This is a genomic window from Aquabacter cavernae, from assembly GCF_003993795.1.
GTDB classification, from domain to species: Bacteria; Pseudomonadota; Alphaproteobacteria; order Rhizobiales; family Xanthobacteraceae; genus Aquabacter; species Aquabacter cavernae.
The window spans coordinates 1,409,215-1,426,343 of sequence record NZ_RWKV01000008.1; the positions used below are offsets into that span (position 1 = coordinate 1,409,215).

Consider the following 17,129-nt stretch of genomic DNA (forward strand, 5'->3'; position numbering starts at 1 on the left):
GCCACGGCCAGGATTGGGATGAAACCGCGTGCAGCGCAAGAGGCGGGTGGCGTTTCGCCCCGTCCCCGCAGCCGGTCGGCGCTCTCGCGCGGCATCCGGGACACGCTCCAGGCGGGTTTCGCTCAGGCGGCGGGCAGGATCAACTCCGCCCGCAATCCCCCGAGCGGGGCGGTTCCCAGCTCCAGCCGGCCGCCATACAGGCCCGCCAATTCCTGGACGATGGAGAGGCCGAGGCCCGATCCCGGCTTTGATTCGTCGAGCCGCCGCCCGCGCCGCCCCACCTCTGCCCGCTTGGCGGGGGCGAGGCCGGGGCCGTCATCGTCGATGATGATGTGCAGGAAGGTCCGGTCGAACGGCTGGTGGGCGGGCGGGCCATAGACCTCCATCTCCACCCGTCCCGTGGCCCATTTGCAGGCATTGTCCACGAGATTGCCGACCATCTCCTCCAGGTCCTGGCGCTCACCGCGAAACCGGAGATCCTCCAGGCTGCGCACGTCGATGGCGAGGTCCTTGGCCCGGTGGATCTTCTCCATGGTGCGCGCCAGCGACACCAGGATGGGCCGCACCTCGCACACCGTCGCGGGCACGGACACGCGGGCCGCCATGCGGGCGCGCTCCAGATGGTGGGCCACCTGCCCACGCATCACGCCCGCCTGGTCGCGTACCCGCTGGGCCAGGGGATCCTCCCGCGTGCCGGCTTCGTTCAGCAGCACGGACAGGGGGGTCTTCAGGGCATGGGCAAGGTTGCCCACATGCATGCGGGCGCGCTCGACAATCTCGCGATTGGCGTCGATGAGGGCGTTCACCTCCTGGATGAGCGGGCCAACCTCCTCGGGATATTCCCCCTCCAGGCGCTCGGCCCGTCCCGAGCGCACCGCCGCCAGCGCCTGCGACATGCGTGCCAGGGGCCGCAGGCCAAAGCGGATCTGGAACAGGACGGTCAGCAGGAAGGCGAGGCCCAGCACGGCGAAGGTGCCCGCCAGCGCCAGATTGAAGGAGGCGATCTCGCCGTCGATCTCGCTGGCATCCCCCGCCACCGCGATGGCGAACTTGCCCTCCGGCCCGAGATCGAGCGTGCGCTCCACCACGCGCAGGCGCTGGCCTTCCGGGCCGGGGAGATAGCCCTCCTGGATGCTGCCGCCATGGTCCGGCTCGGCCTTGGAGAGCAAAGGCAGCGTCGCGTCTCCCAGCGAACGGGAGGCACGGGTGAGCGGGCTGTCGCCATCCACCCGCGTGACCTGCCAATACCAGCCGGAGAGCGGAAACAGGAACAGAGGCTCGCCCAGCGCCTGGGGCACCGGCATGTCGGTGCCCGGGCCTGTGCCCGCCACCTCGGCCACGAGGGTCTTCAGATAGATGTCGAGACGGCGGTCGAAGGCCCGCTCGGTGCCCGCCCGGTAGAGCGAGGACAGCACCACGCCCACCAGCAGCAACACGCCGGCCGTGACCACCACGGCCGACAGGAACAGGCGGAAGGCGAGCGACCCGCTTCCCGAATGGGGGGTCATGGCCTGCGATCCCAATGGGATGGCAGCGCGGTCACCGCCCCCCCTCTGCCGGGGCGAGCATGTAGCCGAGGCCGCGCACGGTCTGGATCACGTCGCTGTCCAGCTTCTTGCGCAGACGGCCGACGAACACCTCGATGGTGTTGGAATCGCGGTCGAAATCCTGGTCGTACAGATGCTCGACCAGCTCCGCCCGCGACACCACCCGGCCCACATGGTGCATGAGATAGGCGAGCAGGCGATATTCGTGGCTGGTGAGCTTCACCGGCGTGCCGTTCACGCTCACGCGGCCCGAGCGGGTGTCCAGGCGCACCGGCCCGCAGGTCAGCTCGCTGGAGGCATGGCCCGTCGCCCGCCGCAGCAGCGCCCGCAGGCGCGCCAGCACCTCCTCCATGTGGAAGGGCTTGGCCACATAATCGTCGGCCCCCGCGTCGAAGCCCTGGACCTTGTCGCTCCAGCGGTCGCGCGCGGTGAGGATCAGGACCGGCATGGTGCGGTTGGCGCGCCGCCAGTTCTCCAGCACGGAGATGCCGTCCATCTTGGGCAGGCCGATATCGAGAATGACCGCGTCATAGGGCTCGGTATCCCCCAGATGCAGCCCCTCCTCCCCGTCGAACGCCGCATCCACGGCATAGCCCGCATCGCCCAGGGCGGTGGCGAGCTGACGGTTGAGATCGGGATCGTCTTCGATGACCAGGAGGCGCACGGGCCAGCACTCCGCTCGATTCGGGGGCCCGCACCGCGGCACGGGTCAAGTCGCCGCGGACATTGACAGAAGTCGCGGCGAGCGTCACCCGCCGCGCCGTCAGCGCCACCCGCAGAGGGCCCGGCCCGCCGCATTGTGGCCCTTCACCTGCCGGATGGTCTCGTCCGTATCCGCCGCCGACCAGCGGATGGGCGCGGCGGCCCCGCAGAACACGTCACGGCCGCCGGAACCCGTCGTCGCCGCGCAGCCCGCCAGGGCCGGAGCGCCCAGAATCAGCACGTTCAGCATCAGCGCGGGCACGGCGCGCGGTCTCGATGTCGTCTTGCGCATCGCGTTGCTCCTTTTCCTCATGATCGGACCACCCCTGCTGGCGGGCACGGCGCAAAAGAGCCAAGGCGGCGAGCAGCCCCGCCACCGGGCCCGCGAGACGCAGCGCCGTCCCGACCCCGAACAGGCGGGCGGCCAGGAGAAGGACGGGCGCGGCCAGCCCGGCGGCAGCCAAAGCCTGGAGCCACCAGGGCCAGCCATGGATGAGCCAATGGGCGACGCTCATGCTTCCCTCCGCCGCCGCACGAAGGCCACCGCCGCCGCCGCCACGGCGGCGAGGACGGCCAGCGCCACCGCCCATTGCAGCGGCCCGGGCTGCGCCGCCCCGTTGGCCAAGGCGCCGAGCACCGCCAGCCCGCCGGCCAGCGCCTCGGGACTGCGCGCCACCGCCGCCAAGGACAGGTCCGAGGGCGGCGCCTTGCCGGCCGGGGTGGCGGTGAAGACGGGCATTTCGGGCTCGGCAAGGGATGTGCCGGAGGCAAGCGCGACGGACACCCGCCGCACCTCGGCCACCCGCCGCCCCCAGCCGCGCCCGAAGACCGGCCAGGTGCGCAAGGTCCGCAGCATGGCGAGGCGCCGGTCGCAGAGATCGGCGGCCAGCCTGGCGGGATCGCCGGCCGTGACGGCGGCCAGGGTCAGCGTGCCCACCTGCCCGTCCGCGACGACGCCCGCCGCCCGCTGGAGCCACTTGGCCGCCTGGGCCGGGCCGGAATTCACCGCCGCATCGAACACCGCATAGTCGAGCCCCACGGGTAGGTCGTCAGCCCGCACGGCGTCCCAATAGTGCCGGCGGTAGATATCCACCAGCTCGGCCTCCTCCAGCAGGCGCACGCTGCGGGGAGGCAGGTTCTTGCGGGCGCGATAGCCGTCATAGACACGCTGGGTTACGCCCGTCTGCGTGGGGCCGCCGGGGTCCGCGGGATGGTCGCTGAAGCCGCCTTCGTGGCGCAGGACGCGCGCGAGCGCGGCGCCGAAACTGGACGCTGCCATTCGGGTCACCTATGTTTAGGGGGATGAAAAGCGGGCTCCGGAGCCGGAGCTGCGGCGAACTCAGGCCTCCGCTTGAGGCTTAGTGGGAGAGGCGCATTCGATGGACCGCTTGTTGGGGCGCGGGTTCCTCATCTTGCTCCTCGTCTTCATGACCTTCGTCTTCTACCTGCAGGTGAATGCACTCGGCATGTACGTACCGGCGCGTGTCCTGATGAACTGGCAAAAGCGGATCGACGAGATCGACTGCTATTATTTTACCGGCGTCTCCTTCCATAAGGTGACGTTCCACAATGCGCGCGCCGAATGCCCCTCCTGGCTGGACATCTATTGAGGCGCCGCTACTGAGGCACCTCCCACGCTGTCGGATCCAGCGCGCGACGCTCCAGCGCCGCGAGCAAGGCGTGGTGCACCGCGTGGGCGGGATCATCCAGGACCGCCATGGGCAGCACGAAGGTGGTCCCATCCGCCTGTGCCATGGGCTCCAGTGCCGCCCCCGCCGCGGTGGGGCCGCGCACCGCCTGCGCATCCTGCGCGTTCAGGATGAGGAAAAGCGCGCTCATGCCACCGCTCCCACGCTCTGAAGGTAGGCCCTGAGCGCCGCATGGAAGGCGGCGGCTTCCCCCGCCGTCAGCCCCCCGCCCATGCTGAATGCGGCGATCCGGTCGGTGCACCAATAGCCCCGCGCCGCGCCGCCGTTATAGATAAAGCACAGCAGGTCCACGGGAATGGAGGGGATCGCCACGCTGGTGGCGGCCGTGTCCACCAGGAGGACTCCGTTTCGGTAGACGCCGCGCGTCGCCGAGGAGAGGCGGTTCCCGATGAAGAACCCCTCGGAGTGCGCGTTCGCGAATGTGGAGGACTGGTCGTTGACGGAGATGGCGGCGCGATCGGTCGAATAGCGCTGCAACATGCCCACCAGAACGCCGGTCCCCGTGGAGGTCCCCGCCGGAACGATGTTGCCGGCCGCGCGGTCGGTCAGGTCCCAGACGCCCATATGGGCGTCGTTCCGGGTGTAGCGGACGCCGTGGACGGCCGGATTATAGCCGGTGGCGAGATAGGTGTTCGTCCCACCCGCATAGCCCTGGTCCGCCAGAAAGGACGGCGAGTTGACGGCGGTGAGGTTGTAGAGGTCCGCCATCCAGTTCAGCCGCGCCGCCTGGGCGTCATGGGCGGCAAGGATGTAGAGGACATCCAGCTTCGGCCAGACCCCCGCGGTCTTCAGGGACTGAACCAGCGCGCCGATGGCACGGGTTCGGCCGGCGGACGGTGCCGCCGTCATGCGCGCCGTCAGCGCGAGAACCTCCGGCAGCAGGCCCCGCGCGCGGCCCCGCAGAAGGGCCGTGCTGGGAAGGGACAGGCCGAGGCGGCTCATCGGTCGCTCAGGGCATAGATGGCGAGGCCCGCCGTGGTGCCGGTGGCCCAGACGCGACGCACCTGGACGGGCGGAAGCGGCTGGAGGCCGGACGCGGCCAGCACATCGACGCTCTCCCCGTCCGCGGCCCCCGCGCAGGTCACGCGGACGGTCGCCTCGGCGAGGGTGGCGGGCACATGGACCCACAGGCTCTTGGCATAGACAGCAAGGTCGCCCGTGTCGGACGGGACCACCCGGCGCAGCAGGCGGGCGGGCGAGGATGCGCTCGCCGCGAGCCCATGGACGGGGTCGCGGGCGGGATCATAGGGCATGGATGCTCTCCGGGACGGGGGATGGGATCAGGCGATGGGGGCGGGACAGGTGAGCATGTGGATGGCGACGCGCACCTGCCCTCCGGTGAAGCTGCCGCCATTGGCGCTGAGGCGCACGGCGGTGGCGGCATAGAAAGCGGTGGGGCCGACGACGCCCACATTCACGGAGCCCATGGCGGCGCCCAACGTGCCGCCGAACTTCGCGCGCTCGGCGGCGAGGCCGCAGTCATAGGATGTGGCCCCCGTGACCGCGACCAGCGTGCGCGTGGAGACGCCCAGCACGATGGCCCGGTCGGGAATGAGGATGGTCGTGTCGCGGCTCGCGCCGGACAGGGTCACGTCCTCCTGCAGCACCAGCGCATCCACGCTCGCCCGGTGGAGGCTGGCCGCCAGCGGAGAGAGGAACGCCGCGCCGTCGAACACCCGCAGGCGCCGCTCGTCGGCCACATAGGCCACGAAGCCCGCGCGGGGTGCGTAGAAGTCCCACGCCCCCGCCTCATAGGCCGCGATGGTGCCGGCCTTGCCCGCCCAGGCCCCCGAGGCGCCGGTGGCGACAAACCAGCATTGCCCGTCGGAAAGCGCGCCGGGTGGCGTCGTCCGGGTGAGGCTCTCCAGGGTGAGGTGGGCGAGCGCGTCCAGTTGCCGGACGGCGGCATTGTGGGTGACGTGCTTCTGCGCCTGGGCGGCGGCGATATAGGGCAGGCCCAGGCGGGCCGAGATGTCGGGCATGGCAGGCTCCGGGAGAGAGAAAAGGATCAGAGCGCGCGGGTGGCGGTGGCCCACGCGCCAGGGCCGATGGCGGCGGAGAGCTGCGCCACGCGGAAGGCGAGCGCGGTGCGCGGCGTGCCGAAGTCCGCCACTTCCTGGCTGGCCGCATAGGTGAGCGTGGGCGTGGAGACCTCGAAGTCCCGGCGCACGCTCGCCCCGTCCAATATCTCCACGCGATAGGCTTCCAGCGCCTCGCCAAGCGGCGCGTCCAGCGCGTCCCAGTCGCCATCCGTGCGCGTCCGCCGCACCCAGGAGAGGAGGATGTCCCCGCCCGTTCGCCGCGCCTTCAGATGCACCGGCGCAAGCGGCGTGAGGGCGCGCCCGCCCACGGTGCCGGACACTTCGCGCACCGCCGTGTCGCCATGGTCGCGATCGGCCCGGCCCACGCGGAAGGTGAAGCTGCGGCCATAGGATGAGAGGCCGGCAGCGCCCACCGCCAGGTTCCGGTCCAGCAGGACGAGGCGCGTGCCGGAGGGCCAGGACGCGGCCCCCGCCGCCTCCGTGCCCGCCTGTCCGCGCAGCAGGCCGGTGAGGGCATAGATGCCGGTCTCGAGCAGTTCGGCGTCCAGGAACTGGATGATCTCCGGCGCCCGCCCCTCCCCCACCAGGGCCAGGGCATTGGCGCCGTCCAGCACCTGCGCCTCCCCCGCCCCCATGAGCAGGCCGCCTTCGAGGCGCACCACGAGGCGCGTGGAGCGATCGAACCGCCAGAGCGGACCGGGGGGAAGATCCTCCAGCGTCTGGCCCAGCGTGGCGGGTGCCCCCAGCGCGGCCACCGCCTCGAAGCTGGCGCCATCCGCCGAGCGCCACAGGGCCAGCGTGCCGGGCCAGGGCGCGGCGAAGGCCGCCACATGCAACAGGGGAACGGGGTCGGCAGCTTCCAGCAAGGGCAGGTCCAGCAGCAGCACGTCCGGCGGACCGGACGGCTCCGGCAGGAGGATGCGGCCGGGCTCCGAAACCCGCTGGGCGGTCTCGAACACCTCCGGCTCGATGGAGCGGGCGGTGACGGCCCGCGCTTCCGCCTCCTCGATGCGGGTGATCTCAAGAAGCCGCGCGCGGCCGCCCGCCGTCAGCTCCACGATGTCGCCGGGCACCAAAGCGAGCCGGGAGGGCGGCAGGGCGAAGGTGGCGGTCTCGCGCGCAGCCCACAGATCCTGCAGCCAGACATCCGCCGCCCGCCCCATGACGGCCGGCGGGGCCACCACCGGCACCTGCGCGTTGGAGACGTGGCGGCTCGGCCCCGGTAGGCGGCGGGAGGCGACGGTGGCGGTGCGATAATCGGCGCCGGGATCGGTGAAGGTGATGCCCACCTCCAGAGGCAGTTCGCTCTCCTGCCCGCGCACCAGGGAGAGCGGCGCGCGGTCCTCCTCCAGCACGAGGTCATCCTCTTGGATCTCGGCCGCGACGCGCCCGCCGCGCGCGGAAAACACCATGAGCCCGTCTTCCTCCCGCGCCTCGAAGGCAAAGGCGCGGGCGAGCGGCTCCAGCGCGGCGCGGGCGGACATGGGGCGATCCACCACATAGCCGTCCACCACGCCGGGAATGCCGGACGCATCCGCGTCCTCCACCCCATGGTCGGCGCACAAGGCGGCGACGAGATCGCCCAGCGGCGCGGCGCCGAGCCGCCCGTTCAGCCAATGGCCCGTCTCCCAGTTCGCTCCGTCCGCCCACACGGAGGTGGCGAGCGGGAATTCGGGATAGGGCCGGGCATCCCAGGTCCACAGGAACACGCAGCCCGGCTCCACCATGCGCCCGCCATAGACAGGCGCGGCCGGATTGTCCGCCTCCCCCGCCCCGGCGGCGGGCTCGAAGGTGGAGAGCACCGCCTCCAGCATGCGGCGCTGGACGAAATCGTCGCGCCGCGCATTGGAGAAAGGCGGGTAGCCGCTCTCAGTGGATTTGGGATCCGGAAACACGCTCGGCCGGTTCGGCCCCTTGTCCACGGCGGGGCAACCCGCCTCCATGAGGCGGATGGGCTTGGAGCCGGGCACCCAGGCGCTGGGCAAGGCGGACCGCACGCCGCCGGGCCGCGGAAGATGCACCCGCGACCACCAGTTCCAGAGGTCCTTCTGGCGATGGATCCAGGGCTCGCCATAGGCCCCGTCCGTGATGGGCACGCGCGCCTGCGCGGCCCGTGCGGCATCGTCGGGATAATACCAGTCGAACGCCTCCCCGCTCCGCAGGCGGGACTTCAGATAGGTGGGATCGTGGATGGCGGGGGCCTCGCCGGCATCGAGATGTGCGGTGCCGTCGCGCCAGTCGGAGAGCGGCGGGTAATAGTCGATGCCCACGAAATCCACGGCGGGCGATCCCCACAGGAGATCGAGGGGAAAGGCGACGCTTCCGTCCGCGAAGACCTGCGCGCCATATTCGGTCCAGTCCGCCCCGTAGGACACCTTGGTGCCGGCACCGAGAATGGTCTTCACGTTCGCCGCAAGGATGGCGAGGTTGGTGGCGCCGGGAAAGCCGCCGTCCGGCCCGCGCACCCGCGTGAGCGCGGCGAATTCCGAGCCCACGAGGAACGCCTCCACCCCGCCCGCCAGCTCCGCCAGATGGGCGTAATGCAGCACCATGCGGCGATAGCTCCATTCCGCCGGGCCGCCATAGAGCACATGGCCGGAGGCGGAGGAGAAATGAGCAGGCTGCGCGGCCCCGAAGAAGGCCGTCACCTGCGCCGCCGCTCCCGATGCCCCATCCGGGCTCCCCGCGCGGCCCGGCGCGGGGTCGCAGGTGATGCGCCCGCGCCAGGGATAAGCGGGCTGGCTCGCCGCGCCGGTCCAGGGGTCGGGCCGCCCGCTGCCGGGGGGCACGTCCATCATCAGGAAGGGGTTCAGCGTCACCTTCAGCCCGCGCGCCTTGAGCGCCGAGATGGCCGCCACCACGCTGGCGTCGGAGGGCGTTCCGCCATAGGCGGCGCGGCCCTCATGGCGGCTGGTGGGCTGGGCGAGAAGGCGCGTGAGGCCGCTCACCATCCAGGTGGCGGGCACGGTGAGCTTCTCCACCAAATCCACCTTGGGCCGCACCGTGCAGGCCCCGGCCCGCAAATCGTCGCCGAACCAGGACACCACCAGCGACACCCGCTCCAGGTTCGGGCAGGCGGCGAGCAGCTGGTCGATGGAGGCGGAAAAGTCACTGCCGGCGGTGCGTACATGGCGGTTCTCGGCGGCATAGGCCCCCGGCCCCACCACGCGCTGCACCTCGGCGGGCTCGTATCCGAACTCGGTGGCGCCGGGAATGAGCGTCACCGCCTTCACGCTGCGCTCCAGCGCGCCGACGCTGCGCTCCACCTCCGCCGTGATCTGCGGCACGCGATTGCCGAACTTGGCCAGCGGCAGGCGCTCGAACACCAGATAGGCGACCCCGCGATAGGCAGGCGCCTCGGTGGCGCCTTGCTTGGCGGCGATCCAGGGATCGGGCAATTGCCCCTCGATGCCCAGATGCGCGCGCACCGTGGCGCCCGCGCGGTCGAACGGCTTGCCGTCCGCCCAGATGCGGCCGATGCGCGTCACCGGCCCCTCGCACAGGGCCACCGCGAAGGAGGCGTAGTAGGCATAGCTCACCGTAGTGGTGGTGGCGGTGCGTGCCGCGCGCCCGCCCTTGCCGCCGGTGGATTGCACCTGCGTGGACACCACCTCCTCCAGCCGCGTCGCCCAGATGACCTCGCCCGGCAGGCGCGCGCGGCCATAGAGGCGGGGCACGGGCGCGCCCGCATTGGAGGTCATCACGTCGAGGTCCGCGAGGCGCGGGCCCTCCACCACGCGGCTGCGCCCGCCGCCCGAAAGGGCCGCATCCGCGCTCGCCCCGCCCAGCGCACCCAGCGCACGGCCGGCCAGCGCCCCCACGGGGCCGAACAGGGCCCCGCCCGCGAGCGAGCCCGCCGCACCGAGAAGCAGCGTCGCCATGAACGTCTCCGATGTGTTTTGGGAAGGGTCTCAGGCGCCCGGAAAGGCAAAGGCGAAGGCGAGGCGGCGGTGCCACCAGGGGGCAAGGTCCCCCTCGCACACGCAGGCCCCGTCATAGGCATGGATCATCCGCGCGGGCGCGCTGAGGATGGCGGCATGCTTGGCGGGCAGATGGGCGCGGAAGCGGAACAGCAGCACGTCGCCCGGCGCGGCCTCTTCCAGCGGCACCGCACGCATGTGGCGCAGGGCGGTGAGGGCCAGGGTCTCCGCACGCCCGGCCTCGGCCCAATCGGGCGCATAAGGGGCAAGCGCCTCCGGCTCCGGCCCCACCACGGCGCGCCACACGCCGCGCACCAGGCCCAGGCAGTCCGCCCCCGCCCCGCGCACGGAGGCGCGGTGCAGATAGGGCGTGCCGATCCAGCCCCGCGCCTCGGCCACGATGGCGGCCCGCACGGTCGCGCTCATGCGAGCACCGAGCCGTCGTTTCCGCCCTCGCCGGGCACGGCGATGGAGACCACGAAATCATTGCCCGGCATATGCGGGAAGCCGCGGAAATTGACGGTGTTGGCGAAGCGGTCGCGGCAGGTGGAGAAGCGCTTGTCGCAGCCCGCGATCACCACCAGTCCGTCGCCCGCCAGGACGGGCTCGGGCGGGCGCTGCCAAAGCTGGAGCACGCCTGCCGCATGGTGCTTCACCTTGGTGGCGAAGCCCACATTGGCGCCGGAGGAAAAGCGCACATGCCCGTCCGCGAAGGTGCCGTCCGCGTATCCCGCAATGCCGTCCACCGCGAGCAGCAGCGCCCCGCGCACCTGCGCCACGACAGCGCTCGCGCGGCGCTCCGGCCGGTCGAGATCGACGCCGCAGCGGGCATCGCCGAAATCGGCGTCGCACGGCGCCCCGAACAGGCGCCCGCGCGTCTCGTTCAGCGCATCGGCGGGGCCGCGCAGCTCGGCCACGAACGCCCCGCCCTCGCGCCGCACCTCGCCGATGGTGCCCCGGCGCAGCAGCATGTGATTGAGCGGGTTCGACCAGTCGATGAGAAGCTGGTCCACCCCCGCGCCGTCATACTGCCCGGCGGCCAGATCCGCCTCTTCCAGCGTGGCGGCGCCGAGCGCGCCGGACAGCTCCAGCCCGGTCACGCCCAGGCCCTGCGCCAGCACGCTTTCGCTGCCCTGGACGCCCGACCCCGCCACGAAGGCGAGGCCGTCCACGACGAGGTCGCGATCATGGTCGGTGAAGCCCATCACCTGCCCGTCGCGGCGGGTCACGCGCCAGCCGTGGCACAAGGTGGTGACGCCGCTCTCCAGCATGGCCTGGAGGGCACCGGGAACCTGTCTCATGATATGTCTCCTCGCCAGCGGACCGCGCGCTCAAAGGCGGATCTCGACGATGGGAATGCGGGGGATCTCGCCCGCCGCGAAGGCGGTGAGATTCACCTCCAGGAAATCGGTGTCGAAGCGCACGGGAACATCGAACAGGAAGCCCGCGCGCACCGCCGCGCCGGCGGGCGGACGGTGGCCCGGCAGGAAGGTGACGCGCCCCTGCGCGGCGTCCACCGCGAAGTGGGTGCCTTCGACCTTCTCCACGGAGGCGACGCTCACCTTGACGCTGCCCGACACCGGCTTGCCGATGGCCCGCACATAGGGCGCGTGAAGGCCGCCATAGGTCTTCGCCAGGGGGAAGACGGAGCGGCTTCCATCGCCGGTTCCGATGAGTTGGTCGAGGGCGGTGGGCGCGACGCCGGGCGGGCCGGAGGAATGGTCCAGACGATCCCGCCAGCGGAAGCCGTAAAGGCGTCCGCGACGCTCCTCGAAAAAGGCCACCACGGCACTCAAGGCGGCGAGGCTTTTGACCCCGTATCCGGCATCGAATCGGCGCCGCGAATCAGCGCGCCGCGCATTGCGTTCCTCCCGCCCCGAGACGCTGGTGACCACCTCGGTGAGGCGCTCCGGTCCGCCCGATGCACCCAAAGCGACATCGAGAGGAAACAGAATTTCATGAAAGGCGGGCATATTCTTTATTCTCCTGTCAAAACTGCCTGCTTTTCAGTATCCGCCGGCTTGACATAGGTTAGCTGCGCGCTTTGACTTTCATCGCCTCGTCGAGGATGGAGCCTGTATCATGGCCACGAAGCCCGAAAAGAAGCCTGCCGCTAAAGCGCCTGCGAAGGCTGCAGCGAAGGCGCCTGCAAAGCCGGCGGCGGCGGCCCCCAAGGCGCCCGTCAAGACTGCGGCGAAGGCCGCTCCCAAGGCCGTCGCGAAGGCCCCCGAGACGAAGGCTGAAGCAGCCCCCGCCCCGGCCCCCGCGAAGGCCGCGAAAGCCCCTGCCAAGACGGCTGCGAAGGCACCCGCCAAGGCTGCTGCCAAGCCGGCCGCGAAGCCCGCTGCGGCCCCCAAGGCCGAAGCGCCCAAGGCACCTGCGAAGGCGGCACCTGCGAAGGCGGCTCCCGCCAAGGCTGCCCCCGCGAAGGCCGCGGCTCCGAAGGCAGCTGCAAAGGCGTCCGCCGCTCCCAAGGCGGCCACTGCCAAGGCGCCCGTCGCCAAGCCTGCGGCGGCCCCGAAGGCTGCCGCACCCAAGGCTGCGGCCAAGCCCGCCGCTGCGAAGGCCCCCGCCAAGCCTGCCGAGGCGAAGGCACCGGCCAAGGCCGCCGCTCCCAAGGCTGCTGCGGCGCCCAAGGCGGCGGCTCCCAAGAAGCCCGCTGCCCCGAAGGCTGCCAAGCCCGCCGCCAAGGTGGAAGAGAAGCCCGCTGCTGCTCCCAAGCCCGCAGTTGCACCCAAGCCCGCCGCCGCGAAAGCTCCGGCGAAGGCCAAGGCGCCTGCTAAGGCAAAGGCGCCCGCCAAGAAGTGATGCGCCTTCGCGCATGACCGGTGGCGGGCCTGCGGCCCGCCATTTTCACACACGAGATGCGGTGCCGGGCCTCGTTGCCCGGTGCGCCACGATCAATCCTGACGCACCGCCGGGGCTCAAGCACCGCCGGCGCTCAAGTCATGGCCTGCATGGTGTTCCATCCATGCGCCTGCCGCTGGTTTCCGCCCTTCTGCGGCATCCCCGGTTCCGACCTCAAATCCGGCCACTCGCGGCGCTCTCACGCCCCCCGCTGGCCGCGCGCCACGGCGCGCGCCACGAGGCCGGACAGATAGGCTTCGGAGCGGCGGAAAGCGCCCGGATCCGGCGTCGTGACATTCACCACCACCGAGCCCCGCCCGGCCCCCGCCCCTTCCATGCGCACGCCCAGCGCGCCGTCCGCGCCGCGTGACAAAGGCAGGATGGCTTCCGCCCCCGCCTCGCCCATCAGCCCGGTGCCGGAGGCAAGCGGAAAATACGTGGGCGCGGCCACCACGCCCCCCTTTGCGAAGGGCTGCACGCGCCCCTGCGAGATCACGCCGCCATCGGCGAAGCCGGAGAGGCCGAGCACGCCGGAAAACAGGCTGGAAACGCCCTGCTCCACCGGCTTCAAGGCGAGGTTCAGCGCCATGGAGGAAAGGCGCTGGCCGATGTTCTCCACCACGTCGCCCACATCCTTGCCCTTCACCGCCACGCCCGTGAAGGCATCGCCCAGCGTGGAGGCGAAGCCGCGCGCCAGCCGCTCGGCATCCGCGAGCTGCGTGCGGAAGGCGCGGGTGTCGGCGCCGATCTCCACCGAGACGCTGTCGATGGGCGCATCGAGGTTGGCCATCAGAAGATCCTTTGAGATTTCGGCCTCAGGCCGTGTCGGGAAACCGCTGCAAGAGCGCGTCCAGCGCGGCGCGGTCGCAATGCGCGGCGCGCGCGCCGCTCCAGCCCAGCGCCGCCGACAATTCGCGCGGGGTCATGCGCCAGAAAGCGTCTGGAGACAGCCGCAGGAGGCCGAGGCCGGCATGCATGGCCGCGCCCCAGGGAAACGGGTCGGGCGCCCGCCTCAGCCTGCCTGCGGCGACGGAGGGCGCGTGCCGTCTCCGCTCCCCTCCTCCATGCCGAAAGTGGCGGCGAGCAGCGCGTTGACGAGCCGCACGCAGCCCACCGCGCCGCCGTCCACCCGCATGGCCGCCACCTCCTCCGGCGTCACCGCCTCGCCCGCGCCGCGCAGGCCCGCGGCGAGCACCAGGGTCACGTCGCGCGCGCCAAGGCGCCCGGCGGAAAAGCGCTCGGCGAGCGCCATCAGATCGGCGGCGCCGAACGCCGCCTCCAGCTCGGCCAAAGCGCCGAGGGTGAGGACGAGGATGCGGCGGCGGCCATCGATGACCGCCTCCACCTCGCCGCGCCGGGAATTGACCATGGCCGCCTCCCTCACAGCGCCGCGAAGACGAGTTCGCCCGCGCTCTCCAAAGTGAGGTCGAAGGTCACCTCCCGGTCATGGTCGCCGCCCATCTCCAGAGCGGAGATCTGGAACGGGCCGGTGACGGTGCCGAAATCGGGGATCAGCACCTGCCAGGTCTTCAGCGTGCCGTCGAAGAAGGCGGTGCGCACCAGCGCGTCGGACGCCGCGTCCTTGAACACGCCGGAGCCGGAGACGCTGGCCCGCTTCAGGCCCGCCCCCGCCAGCAATTCGCGCCAGCGCCCGGACGAATCCGCATGGGTGGTGTCCACCGCCTGGGCATTGAAGGCGATGCGCCGCGAGCGCAGGCCCGCCACGGTCACATAGGACGATCCATCAAGGACCTTCAGCAGCAGGTCCTTGCCCTTCTGTATGGCCATGAGGGCCTCCGTTTGAAGAGATGTGGGGAAAGGTCAGGCCGGCTCGGTCACCGCCCGGAAGCGGATCACGGCGTGGTAGGTGCGCCCGTCGCCGTCGCGGCGCACCTCGGCGGTGGTGGCGCGCAGATTGGCGAGGCGGTGGCCGGACAATGCCAGAGGCGCATCATGCAGCGCCTGCTGCACGGCGGCGGCGATGGCGAAGCCCTCCCGCCGCCCGCCGGCGCGGGAATAAGCGTGCAGCATCAGGCTCTGCTCCGTGCCGCCTTCGGGCATCACGGCGCCGTCCGACACCAGCGCCTCGCCCAGGGTCACGAAGGGAAAGGCCGCGTCCGAGGGCGCGCCGTCATAGACGCGCGCACCGCCCAGCAGGGCCAGCAGCGGCGCGTCCGACGCGAGCCGCGCATACAGCGCCTGGCGCAAGGCCAGCGCAGCGCTCATGGGTGCCGTCATCCGCGCCTCCGCAGCAAAGCGAGAGCCGGGGCGAGCCAAGGGCGGGCCTCGGCGGAAAGGGTGCCGGTCTCCCGCGCCACGGCGGCGGGATCGGTGCTGCCGAGGCGGCGGCGATCGCCCGCCGCCTCCCGCTCCAGGACGATGCCGGCGCGGACGGCCTCGGCTGAAAGTGCCGCCTCGGCGCGGTCCAGCGCGGCCTGGGTGAGGCGCGGGGCGAGCGCGCGGGCGAGGCGTTCGCCCAGCCCCGCATCACCCGTGCTGCGGGAGAGGAGGATCATGTCTGTTCCTCCAGGCAGCGGCAGCGGCTGAAACGCCCGCGCCCATCGGGATCCGAGACGCTCTGCACCTCCAGACTGCGCGCGCCCAGCACCAGCCGGTCGCCGGGCGCCAGCGTATTGGGCGCGCGCACCGTCACCCGGTGCGCCAGCATGGCGATGGGCCGCTCCTCGGCGAGGCCGGTGCCGTCCGAGAGCGGTTCGATGGCGCCCCAGAGCCGGTCCACGGTCAGCCAGGTGCGGGCGACCCCACCCACGCCGTCCGGCAGGTCCACCGCCGTGCGGTGCTGGAACAGGTGGCGCAGCGGCCCGGTCACAGCCGCACCATGCGGTAGGGGCGCAGCAGCGCCGCGACGCCCTCCGGCAGCAGGCCGGCGACGCCCGCTTCCTCGCGCCGCTCATGCAGATGAGCCGCCAGCAGCCGCACCGCCTGGACCAGATCCCCGGGCACGTCCTGGGAGGTCTCGCCATAGCCCAGCACGAGGTCGAACTCGATACCGCCCACACGGCGGTCCGGCGCGGGCAGGCGCGCCTTGTCCAGCGCGATCACGGCGGGCGTGCGGTCGCCGCGCAGCGTGAAGGCATTGAGCGGCAGGGCCGTCTCGCTCCCATCCGCATGGCGCAGCCGCGCGGCGGCGATGGTGGCGGCGGGCGCGAGCGGCAGCAGCAGCAGGCCGGAGGGCGGCCAGGCATCGCGCACCACGCGCCAGGTCTGGGTCAGCAGGATGCGCGCGGCCGCGCTCTCCACCATCTGCCGGGCGGTGGTGATGAGGCGGCCGAGGAGCGCGTCCTCCGCATCCTGGGTGATGCGCAGGAAATCCTTCAGGTCGGCCACGGTGAGGGGCTCGGCCGGGGGGCCGGTGAGAAGCTCGGGCATGGGGGCTCCGCTGTGCGGGGGTGGGCGCACGGTGCGTGCGAATGGGACAGGCGAATTGACGGCGGCGCGGGCGCGCGCCAGAAAGCGGGCGATGCCCAGCCGCGCCCTCCTCCTTCGTGCCCGCCCCGTCCTGCGCCTGATGCTCGGGCTCGCGGCGCTCGCCGCTTTGCCCGCGCCCGCGCGCGCCATCGTAGGGGGCGGTGCCGCGCCGCCGGAGGTGGCGGCGCGCACGGTGATGATCGTCTCCACGCGCGGGGCGTCCTGCACCGGCACGGTGCTCGCACCGGACCTGCTGCTCACCGCCGCCCATTGCGTGGCGCCGCAGGCGGACTATGCGGTGGCGCTGGTGGGCCAAGGGCCGGTCCAGCTCATTCCGGTGGTGCGCACGGCCCTCCATCCCGGCTTCAGCGGGGAGCAGTTCCGCACCCGACGCCCGACGCCCGACCTCGCTCTGGTGAAGCTCGCGGAGCCGCTGCCGGGCCGCTTCGTGCCCGCGCGCCTCGCGCCCGATACCGGCCTGCCGCCGCGCGGCGCGACCTTCCTCATCGCCGGCTTCGGCATGACGGCGGACGGGGCGGAGAAGACAGCGGGAACCTTGCGGGCCGTGTCGCTGCCCTCCATCGGCACCACGGGGGGCATCATGGTCCGCCTCTCCGTGCCGGAGGGCGGGGCGGGCGCCTGCACGGGTGACAGCGGCGGCCCGGCCTTCTCGAACGGCGATGTGGCCGGGGTCATCGGCTGGGTGACGGCGGTCGGCGGCGCGCGCGGCTGCGGCGGCGTCACGGGCATCACGCTGGTGGGCCTCCAGCGGGACTGGATCGCGCGGGCCGCGCAGCAATTGGGGCGCCCGCTCGGGCAATGAAGCCAACGGCCCGCGCGCTGAACGCACGGGCCCCTTGTACCAACGGCCCCGGTCTTCCGACCGGTGCCGAGTGGGTTTCGCTCAAGCGCCGCGCGGGCTTGACCAAAGGC

Annotated in this window: 23 protein-coding genes; 3 read left to right on the forward strand and 20 right to left on the reverse strand. The window is 72.0% G+C overall.

Annotation, left to right across the window (positions count from 1 at the left end):
• Positions 1-122 precede the first annotated feature (122 nt).
• The 4 genes from EJJ38_RS11080 to EJJ38_RS11100 form a co-directional block, all read right to left on the reverse strand.
• On the reverse strand, positions 123-1,508 hold the full coding sequence (locus tag EJJ38_RS11080) for a sensor histidine kinase (RefSeq protein WP_127090113.1): 1,386 nt from the start codon (positions 1,506-1,508) through the stop codon (positions 123-125).
• Positions 1,509-1,539: 31 nt separating this feature from the next.
• Positions 1,540-2,211 (reverse strand): response regulator transcription factor, encoded by a 672-nt coding sequence (locus tag EJJ38_RS11085; RefSeq protein WP_127090114.1) that lies wholly within the window; start codon positions 2,209-2,211, stop codon positions 1,540-1,542.
• Between the two features lie 99 nt (positions 2,212-2,310).
• Positions 2,311-2,541, reverse strand: a complete 231-nt coding sequence (locus tag EJJ38_RS11090) for a hypothetical protein (RefSeq protein WP_164738475.1) — start codon at positions 2,539-2,541, stop codon at positions 2,311-2,313.
• 219 nt (positions 2,542-2,760) lie between these two features.
• Positions 2,761-3,528 (reverse strand): glycoside hydrolase family 108 protein, encoded by a 768-nt coding sequence (locus EJJ38_RS11100; RefSeq protein ID WP_127090117.1) that lies wholly within the window; start codon positions 3,526-3,528, stop codon positions 2,761-2,763.
• Positions 3,529-3,628: 100 nt separating this feature from the next.
• On the opposite strand from EJJ38_RS11100, the gene EJJ38_RS11105 reads away from it, so the two are divergent.
• Positions 3,629-3,859, forward strand: a complete 231-nt coding sequence (locus EJJ38_RS11105; RefSeq protein ID WP_127090118.1) for a hypothetical protein — start codon at positions 3,629-3,631, stop codon at positions 3,857-3,859.
• Positions 3,860-3,866: 7 nt separating this feature from the next.
• Here EJJ38_RS11105 and EJJ38_RS11110 read toward each other — a convergent pair whose 3' ends face one another.
• From EJJ38_RS11110 to EJJ38_RS11145, 8 genes are read right to left on the reverse strand one after another with little or no spacing between them, the layout of a single operon-like run.
• Positions 3,867-4,088, reverse strand: coding sequence for a hypothetical protein (locus tag EJJ38_RS11110; protein WP_127090119.1), 222 nt, complete (start codon positions 4,086-4,088; stop codon positions 3,867-3,869).
• The gene (locus tag EJJ38_RS11115) at positions 4,085-4,900 is read right to left on the reverse strand and encodes a hypothetical protein (protein ID WP_127090120.1); all 816 of its coding nucleotides are present in this window, start codon (positions 4,898-4,900) and stop codon (positions 4,085-4,087) included. The genes EJJ38_RS11110 and EJJ38_RS11115 overlap by 4 nt, the downstream gene beginning before the upstream one ends.
• Positions 4,897-5,211, reverse strand: coding sequence for a spike base protein, RCAP_Rcc01079 family (locus EJJ38_RS11120; protein WP_127090121.1), 315 nt, complete (start codon positions 5,209-5,211; stop codon positions 4,897-4,899). Before EJJ38_RS11120 ends, EJJ38_RS11115 begins: the two co-directional genes overlap by 4 nt.
• Positions 5,212-5,238: 27 nt before the next feature.
• Positions 5,239-5,940: a DUF2793 domain-containing protein gene (locus tag EJJ38_RS11125; RefSeq protein WP_127090122.1), complete on the reverse strand. Its 702-nt coding sequence runs from the start codon at positions 5,938-5,940 to the stop codon at positions 5,239-5,241.
• Between the two features lie 26 nt (positions 5,941-5,966).
• On the reverse strand, positions 5,967-9,881 hold the full coding sequence (locus tag EJJ38_RS11130) for a baseplate multidomain protein megatron (protein ID WP_127090123.1): 3,915 nt from the start codon (positions 9,879-9,881) through the stop codon (positions 5,967-5,969).
• A 30-nt stretch (positions 9,882-9,911) separates the two neighbouring features.
• Positions 9,912-10,346: an NlpC/P60 family protein gene (locus tag EJJ38_RS11135; RefSeq protein WP_127090124.1), complete on the reverse strand. Its 435-nt coding sequence runs from the start codon at positions 10,344-10,346 to the stop codon at positions 9,912-9,914.
• Positions 10,343-11,221: a DUF2163 domain-containing protein gene (locus EJJ38_RS11140; protein ID WP_127090125.1), complete on the reverse strand. Its 879-nt coding sequence runs from the start codon at positions 11,219-11,221 to the stop codon at positions 10,343-10,345. Before EJJ38_RS11140 ends, EJJ38_RS11135 begins: the two co-directional genes overlap by 4 nt.
• A 30-nt stretch (positions 11,222-11,251) precedes the next feature.
• Entirely contained in the window at positions 11,252-11,893 is a 642-nt protein-coding gene (locus EJJ38_RS11145) for a DUF2460 domain-containing protein (protein ID WP_127090126.1), read from the reverse strand.
• Positions 11,894-12,002: 109 nt separating this feature from the next.
• Here EJJ38_RS11145 and EJJ38_RS11150 point away from each other — a divergent pair, with 109 nt between their 5' ends.
• Positions 12,003-12,728 carry a hypothetical protein gene (locus EJJ38_RS11150; RefSeq protein WP_127090127.1) on the forward strand — a complete coding sequence of 242 codons (726 nt, stop codon included), beginning with the start codon at positions 12,003-12,005 and terminating at the stop codon, positions 12,726-12,728.
• A 238-nt stretch (positions 12,729-12,966) separates the two neighbouring features.
• Here the strand turns inward: EJJ38_RS11150 and EJJ38_RS11155 are convergent, their stop codons facing one another.
• The 8 genes from EJJ38_RS11155 to EJJ38_RS11190 are packed head-to-tail and all read right to left on the reverse strand — an operon-like array spanning position 12,967 to position 16,157.
• Positions 12,967-13,557: a phage tail tape measure protein gene (locus tag EJJ38_RS11155; RefSeq protein WP_127090128.1), complete on the reverse strand. Its 591-nt coding sequence runs from the start codon at positions 13,555-13,557 to the stop codon at positions 12,967-12,969.
• Between the two features lie 25 nt (positions 13,558-13,582).
• On the reverse strand, positions 13,583-13,783 hold the full coding sequence (locus tag EJJ38_RS11160; protein ID WP_274704728.1) for a rcc01693 family protein: 201 nt from the start codon (positions 13,781-13,783) through the stop codon (positions 13,583-13,585).
• Complete coding sequence (locus EJJ38_RS11165) at positions 13,780-14,136, reverse strand: gene transfer agent family protein (protein WP_127090130.1); 357 nt, start codon at positions 14,134-14,136, stop codon at positions 13,780-13,782. Before EJJ38_RS11165 ends, EJJ38_RS11160 begins: the two co-directional genes overlap by 4 nt.
• A gap of 11 nt (positions 14,137-14,147) precedes the next feature.
• Entirely contained in the window at positions 14,148-14,555 is a 408-nt protein-coding gene (locus EJJ38_RS11170) for a phage major tail protein, TP901-1 family (protein ID WP_127090131.1), read from the reverse strand.
• Positions 14,556-14,588: 33 nt separating this feature from the next.
• Positions 14,589-14,993, reverse strand: coding sequence for a DUF3168 domain-containing protein (locus tag EJJ38_RS11175; protein WP_245454190.1), 405 nt, complete (start codon positions 14,991-14,993; stop codon positions 14,589-14,591).
• A gap of 8 nt (positions 14,994-15,001) precedes the next feature.
• Positions 15,002-15,283 carry a hypothetical protein gene (locus tag EJJ38_RS11180; RefSeq protein WP_127090133.1) on the reverse strand — a complete coding sequence of 94 codons (282 nt, stop codon included), beginning with the start codon at positions 15,281-15,283 and terminating at the stop codon, positions 15,002-15,004.
• A complete protein-coding gene (locus EJJ38_RS11185; protein WP_127090134.1) occupies positions 15,280-15,597 on the reverse strand; it encodes a head-tail adaptor protein in 318 nt (105 codons plus the stop codon). The genes EJJ38_RS11180 and EJJ38_RS11185 overlap by 4 nt, the downstream gene beginning before the upstream one ends.
• Positions 15,594-16,157 (reverse strand): head-tail connector protein, encoded by a 564-nt coding sequence (locus EJJ38_RS11190; RefSeq protein ID WP_164738476.1) that lies wholly within the window; start codon positions 16,155-16,157, stop codon positions 15,594-15,596. Before EJJ38_RS11190 ends, EJJ38_RS11185 begins: the two co-directional genes overlap by 4 nt.
• 91 nt (positions 16,158-16,248) lie before the next feature.
• Here EJJ38_RS11190 and EJJ38_RS11195 point away from each other — a divergent pair, with 91 nt between their 5' ends.
• The gene (locus EJJ38_RS11195) at positions 16,249-17,019 is read left to right on the forward strand and encodes a S1 family peptidase (RefSeq protein ID WP_245454191.1); all 771 of its coding nucleotides are present in this window, start codon (positions 16,249-16,251) and stop codon (positions 17,017-17,019) included.
• Positions 17,020-17,129: the final 110 nt, after the last annotated feature.